Raw genomic sequence first — 6,875 nt, 5'->3', positions numbered from 1 at the left:
TAAAGCTGGGCACCCGCAAGCTTATCTTCAATCTCTTTATTTTGTATTTGCTTTAATGAGCTGGCAGCGACTCTAATATCATTAAACCCCGCTCTCCTGGCAAGTCTGAAGAAATCCTCATAATAGAGAACATCACCAATACACTCCCCGACTATTTGGGCATCATCTTTAAGTGACTGTGGTAACCGACGATCAGAATAGATATCAGCAAAATAGATTTCACCACCCGGTTTTAACAGTTTAAACATACCCGTTAAAACATCTTCTTTAGCGACAGATAAGTTTATGACGCAGTTGGATACGATGATATCAACTGAGCCATCAGGAATATCAAGTGCATTCAATTCTTCAATACGTCCATGATGAAATTGAACATTGGAGTTCTCATAGCCAAATTTTTCACGATGATACTCAATATAACTTCTTGCGAAATTCACCTGCTCTTTTGTCGCATCAACTCCGATAACGTTTCCTTTCTCTCCAACCAGTTTAGACAGAATAAAACAATCACGACCTCCACCACATCCTAAATCCAGTACGGTAGCGCCATTTAATTGAGGAGGAAATGGTGTCCCACAACCATAAAATCGGGTTTGAACATCGTGATGAATGAGAGAGAGAATTTCTTTTATTTCGCCTGTCGGTTCTGAATCTACGGTACAAACATTTGTGACCAGATCATTTTTATCCCCTAAGGTTTTTCCGTAATAATTCTGTACTTCACTGACACGTTGGGTGACTTCACTTTCTGTAGAATGCATGGGACTACTCCTGAAATTTTACAAAGTGGCATCCAGAATGAAGGAGGATTTCATTATTACATCGCCCAACAATGTATAACCCTACGATGCATCATCAGTCAATATCTTGTCTGAAAAATCATTAAAATGATTTATGAATCACCTTAATGCACTGATATTAAACAAAATAATTAAATTTGGACATGGATGAAATCATCTGGATTGAGAACTACGAATGGGCCTATTCAGAATTAACTTCACGCATTAGTGAAATCACAGATGATTGCTGTTCTGAATAAATGCTCTCTTTTATGAGATGGTTTTTTATATTAAATTAAATAAACTCATAGGTTTTAATTTCAAACGAATTGGCATTTTCAACTTTAAATATCAGGATCATGCAATATAATTGGTTATTGGTATATTTATGATGAACAATTATAAATAAAGTAAATGAATTGAATTTGAATCATCATCATGCGTTTAAAATTTAAACATAAAATGCAATAAATTGATTTTTATGATTTTTAATTTATTCCTATAAAGAAATGAGTGTCTTAGTCAAATATTATCTAGAAACCAGTAAATTGACAAAAAATGTGGGAATTTTGAAATTTTCAATTTGAATATCCACTCAAATTTTATCTTTAAAAATGGATTTTCATCCTTACAAATCTAGAGGATTGTTAACGAAGAGTTAATTAGCGAAGCATACACATCATTATCTTTGCATCTGGCAAGAGGCCCGAATCAACCAGCTCGATACAGTAAGGATGCTATCAAATCGTGAGAACCATCACATTAATAATAATCAAAAATTTTAGGGGCTTAGCTATCAAAAAGCATAAATTTATTATAGAAAAATCAAAAAATTAAAATATTTTTCGAATCCAGTAAGAGGAGACAAATTTAAAAATCCCGCTTAAGGAAACTTAAGCGGGATTTTTACATACCGAATATCCGCAATGCACCCCTGTAACATTGTTCATAGGCTATGAGAGCCCGGTGCCTGGTGATGCAATAGAAAGTTCCCTGCTCAACGAAGTTAGGATTGGTGATTAATTTTATATTATTGGAACTGAAAAACAGTGTGTTCCCAATACTTTTTGGGTAGTTTTCCCGAACATCGCCACCCCATTTTTTTGAGCTCTCTGGCAATGAACCCGTTTAACATACCGTGCCCCACAAACAACACGGCACCATGAGTGGAGGCCATTCTGACCAGATGCTCGGCACAATGGTGCGCTCTTTCTTTAGCCGCTTTGAATGACTCTATATTTGCTGAATACCCTAATCCCCAGGCAAGCCGAAAAAATGCCGACCACAATGGTATTGAGAGTTTCGGCAAGCGCCATGCCGCATGGGGCATCTCCATTTCTCGGAACATCGCGTCACAAACATCTATACGCTCAGCACCTAGAATTTTCGCAGACTCCAACGAGCGTGCAAGGTTGCTGCACACGATAAATGCGCATTGATTGATCTGCTCAACGGCTATCTGTGGTGGTGGGTACATCTTATTGATACCCGCAATATTGTATTTCTCAACCCAAACGCCGAACTCTATAGCATTCAATGTACTTTGCCTGTCGATTTGAGGTTTTCCATGCCTCATCAGAACGATTTTCACTCAAGAGCTCCTGCTACGTTAATGACTGATAACAACCTTCCCAACATGCTGACGTGAATCAAAACGCTGCCAGGCCAGTTTAGCTTCGGCAAACGGAAAGACGCTATCAATAACGGGCATGATTTTGTGCTGCGTAAACGCCCGGTTCATCTGTTCAAAATCGTCACGCGAGCCCACGCTGATAACCCGAAAGCGAGCGGCGCTTTTAAACAGGCTGAAAAAGTCTATGGCAACCGCATCCTGAGCGACAAATCCGATCAGCGCCAGTTCGCCACCCATACCGATGGAGAGAATAGACTGATTCAACGTGCCCGGCCCCCCGACTTCGATCACCCGATTAACCCCTTTACCAGCGGTTAAGCGTAGAACCTCCTGACTCCAGTCAGGGTATTGAACATAGTTGATAACCTCATCAGCACCCAGCGCTTTCAACTGTGCGGCTTTAGCTTCGCTAGAAGTAGTAGCAATGACTCTGGCCCCCATTGCTTTTGCTAGCTGGATGGCAAACAGCGAAACGCCACCAGAGCCTAAAGTTAATACCGTTTCACCGGCTTTAATCGGTCGATCGCCGTTCAGTGCCGCCCAAGCGGTGACTGCGGCACAGGGAAGGGTTGCGCCCTGTTCGAAGCTGAGATAGTCGGGTAACGTTAACAGTGACTCCTCGCTGACGACTTTATATTCTGTCAGCCAGCCATCGCGATCACTACCGTAAAGTTCATCGCGGGCTGAAGCCTGAAAATCTCCGCCAAACCAGCGCGGCATAAAGGTATTCACTACCCGATCGCCAGCCTTAAAACGTTCAACCCGTTTGCCCACCTGTATCACTTCACCGGCGGCATCGGATAGCGGGATATTTCCAGGGCTGGACGGTAATGTGTATTGACCGTTGATAATGGCCAGGTCGCGATAGTTAAGCGATGTGGCACGCACCCGAACGAGCACTTCCCGCGCCTGAGGTACCGGCATCTCTTCCTGATGAAGCGCTAAGTGGTCAAGATTGCCAAACTGTTCGAAACGGTAACTTTGCATGATGTTATTCCCTATTGCGACAAACGTTTTACCCACACTCAAGCGGACTGATACTTGCATGACAGCGATAGAGAAAGTCTAGACAAGGTTAATTAATGCAACTAGATTGAAAAATTGAATCTTAAATTCCGAATATGAAATCATTCTGGATGAATTAGCGCTATTTGTGAGCATTGTAGAAACAGGGAGTCTGCGAGCAGCGGCGGAAAAAGCGTCAATTCCGGCACCTACGCTGACGCGTCGCTTGCAGAAGTTAGAACAGCATCTGGGTTGCCGCCTGCTGCACCGTAGCGCCCGCCGAATGACGCCGACCCGTGAAGGCTGGCAATATTACGAACAGTGTCGCCCGTTGGTACATTCTCTACAGCAGGCAACGGCAAAGCTCGATGTAACGCTGCATCAGGTCAGCGGCCTGATCCGGGTACTGGCTCCAGCAGATTTAGCCAATGACAACCTGGCTCCGGCCTGGATGTCGTTTTTGACGCAGTACCCGGAAATCCGGCTTGAGCTGGAACTGAACAATTACACGCAGGATCTGATCGGCAGCGGCGCAGATGTGGCAATCCGCGTGGGGGCTCAGCCTGATTCATTACTCAATATGCGGAAACTGGGGCAGAGCCAGGAAGTGATGCTGGTGGCCTCTCCTGATTATCTGGCGAAAAACGGCATGCCTGAATCGATGGAAGAGCTGAAGCTGCGGGATTTGGTGGTCAGCGCGCCTTTATCTACTTGGGATATACGACACAGCCAGAGTGGGGAAACCATCCGCTGGCAACCGCAGGGGAAATTTTGTGTTAACGGCGTTTATCTGGCACTGCAAGCAACGCTGGCAGGATTAGGGATTCTGTTTTGCCCAGCCAGTTTGTGCCATAGCCCATTACAGCGTGGTGAACTCGTCCAGGTACTACCGGAATGGCAAGGTGCCCAACGGGAAATTTATGCGGTATGGGCACAGCAGCGGTATGTTCCAGCCAGAGTCAGGGCGCTGATTGAGCATCTGGCAGATTTTTGTCGACAGCATCCCCAGTTAGCGATGTGAATCTTTTGCAAAGCGAGACTCGACAACGTCAATAACGCAGGTGTCGTCAGATCACACTTCCAATATTTAACATGAAAAGTACAATTTTTTACCTGAATGTTACATTCCATTAAAATATCTTTATCGCATACTCGTTGAACAACCATCACATGGGGCTTAACACCTGATCCCGCTTCCTGAGCTGCTTTAAAGGGCGGTTGATGAAGGATTAGTTGCCGTATATCTACCATTCCTGAGGGAGTTCGATGATGAAAACGCCTAACCCAATGCTGGAAAAATTACTGCCCATTCTGCCACTGATCGCTGCCAATGCCGCAGAGGCAGAAAGAGAGCGAAAAGTGCCTGACGAAAATATCCGGCTATTAAAAGGAATAGGCATGCACCGTGTTTTTCAGCCGAAACAATACGGTGGTCTGGAAATCTCCTTGCCAGAATTTACCGATTGTGTCGCCGCACTGGCCGGTGCCTGTGGCGGCACCGCCTGGGCTTTCAGCTTGTTGTGCACCCACAGCCATCAGTTGGCGATGTTTTCCGCCAAACTACAGCAAGAGATCTGGGGAGAAAACCCGGACGCCACCGCCAGCAGCAGCATTGCCCCTTTTGGCCGGATTGAGGAAGGTGAAGGCGGCGTTTATCTGAGCGGTGAAATGGGTTGGAGCAGCGGTTGCGATCATGCTGAATGGGCGATTGTCGGTTTTCGCCGCAAAAACGCCGCCGGTGAACCCATCTATAGCTTTGGCGTGATCCCACGTAGCGATTACGAAATCCGTGATGACTGGTATGCAGTAGGTATGCGCGGCAGTGGATCCAAGACCTTGATTATCAACCAGGCCTTTATTCCCAATCACCGCATCGAGGCAGCTCAAGACATGATGCAGGGGCGTTCTTCGGGTTATGATCTCTATCCTGACAGCAATATTTTCTACACGCCTTATCGCCCCTATTTTGCCTGCGGTTTTGCCGCTATCAGCCTGGGCGTGGCGGAGCGAATGTTGGTGGCATTTAAGGAGAAAACCCAAAACCGTGTGCGCGCCTACACCGGAGCCAGCGTAGGCACGGCAACCCCGGCGCTGATGCGCCTGGCAGAATCAACCCACCAAGTTGCCGCTGCCCGTGCCTTCCTGGAGAAAACCTGGGAAGAACATGCCGAACATGGCAAGCGTCATCAATATCCTACCCACAACACCTTGACTTACTGGCGTACCAATCAGGCTTATGCGGTGAAAATGTGTATTGCGGCGGTGGATCGCTTGTTCAGCGCAGCAGGAGCCACCAGTTGGATGGAAAACAATGAAATTCAGCGTCTGTTCCGCGACTCGCATATGACCGGGGCACACGCTTATACCGATTACGATGTCTGTGCGCAGATCCTGGGCCGCGAACTGATGGGGTTAGAACCCGATCCAACCATGGTGTAACAAGCCGGAGAACCTATTTGATGACAAATCACACAGACAATGCCCTGGATCCCCGCGCATTTCGCCGTGCGCTGGGTAACTTTGCCACTGGTGTGACGGTCGTGACCGCTGCAACCCCGGATGGCACCCGCGTGGGCATGACAGCAAACAGTTTTAACTCAGTGTCGTTGGATCCGCCGCTGGTGCTGTGGAGCATTGATAAACGCTCCGGCAGCTATTCGGTCTTTGAGCAAGCCAGCCACTTTGCCATTAATATCCTAGCCGCCGATCAGGTAGATTTATCCAATCGGTTTGCCCGCCCCAGCGAGGATAAGTTTGCTGGCGTGGAGGCTGAGATCGGTGCAGGCGGTGCGCCTTTGTTGGCCGACTGTGCCGCACGTTTTCAGTGTGAAAAATACCAGCAAGTTGACGGCGGCGATCACTGGATCCTCATCGGCAAGGTGGTAGCGTTTGACGATCTGGGCCGTGCTCCGCTGGTGTATCACCAGGGGGCTTATTCCATGGTCTTGCCTTATCAGCAAGTATCGGAGCGGGTTGCGGATAGCCCGGTGGTTAGCGCCAGGCAAGAGCGTCTTAATCAAAATGTCTACTATTTGCTCACGCAGGCGCTGCGCAGCTATCAGGCCAGTTACCAGCCCAAGCAGCTTTCTACTGGATTGCGTATCAGTGAAGCCAGAATGCTGTTGGTGCTGGACAGCGATGCCTGCCTTGATATGACGGGCCTGATGGCGGAAGTGGCCATGTCGAGCAGAGAGATTGAAGAGGCACAGGAAACCTTGCGTCGTAAAGGGCTGATATCGAGCACTGAAAACGGCTATCACCTGACGAACGCCGGTGAACGGCAAGCCGAGGTGTTAAGGGATATCGCCGCCAAGCAGCAGGAACAGATGTTAAACGCTTTCTCTGCCGATGAAGTGGAGATCTTGAAAAAGCTATTGCGCGGGATTATTGCCAGCGCCAATTAAAAACACCGGGCTAGGCCATCATTCGTCTTATCTAACCAGCACGACGAATGATGG

Annotated in this window: 6 protein-coding genes; 3 read left to right on the top strand and 3 right to left on the bottom strand. The window is 47.3% G+C overall.

The window, feature by feature from the left end; genetic code table 11:
• From AC2A1E_RS20420 to AC2A1E_RS20410, 3 genes are all read right to left on the bottom strand, one after another.
• Positions 1-761, bottom strand: a 761-nt coding sequence (locus AC2A1E_RS20420; RefSeq protein ID WP_484385283.1) for a methyltransferase domain-containing protein, incomplete at its 3' end; no start/stop codon positions are given.
• Between the two features lie 1,048 nt (positions 762-1,809).
• Positions 1,810-2,370: a histidine phosphatase family protein gene (locus AC2A1E_RS20415; RefSeq protein WP_484385282.1), complete on the bottom strand. Its 561-nt coding sequence runs from the start codon at positions 2,368-2,370 to the stop codon at positions 1,810-1,812.
• Between the two features lie 18 nt (positions 2,371-2,388).
• The gene (locus AC2A1E_RS20410) at positions 2,389-3,399 is read right to left on the bottom strand and encodes a zinc-dependent alcohol dehydrogenase family protein (RefSeq protein WP_484385281.1); all 1,011 of its coding nucleotides are present in this window, start codon (positions 3,397-3,399) and stop codon (positions 2,389-2,391) included.
• A gap of 118 nt (positions 3,400-3,517) precedes the next feature.
• On the opposite strand from AC2A1E_RS20410, the gene AC2A1E_RS20405 reads away from it, so the two are divergent.
• The 3 genes from AC2A1E_RS20405 to AC2A1E_RS20395 all read left to right on the top strand — a co-directional run bounded on the left by AC2A1E_RS20405 (position 3,518) and on the right by AC2A1E_RS20395 (position 6,821).
• Complete coding sequence (locus AC2A1E_RS20405; protein WP_484385285.1) at positions 3,518-4,438, top strand: LysR family transcriptional regulator; 921 nt, start codon at positions 3,518-3,520, stop codon at positions 4,436-4,438.
• Between the two features lie 245 nt (positions 4,439-4,683).
• Positions 4,684-5,856 (top strand): p-hydroxyphenylacetate 3-hydroxylase oxygenase component, encoded by a 1,173-nt coding sequence (locus AC2A1E_RS20400; RefSeq protein WP_484385280.1) that lies wholly within the window; start codon positions 4,684-4,686, stop codon positions 5,854-5,856.
• Between the two features lie 20 nt (positions 5,857-5,876).
• Positions 5,877-6,821, top strand: coding sequence for a p-hydroxyphenylacetate 3-hydroxylase reductase component (locus AC2A1E_RS20395; protein WP_484385279.1), 945 nt, complete (start codon positions 5,877-5,879; stop codon positions 6,819-6,821).
• Positions 6,822-6,875 lie beyond the last annotated feature (54 nt).

Source organism: Serratia sp. HNCC26DJ206 (assembly GCF_057180605.1).
Note: the sequence above shows the minus strand (reverse complement) of the source record. Positions and strands in the feature narration are given on the sequence as shown.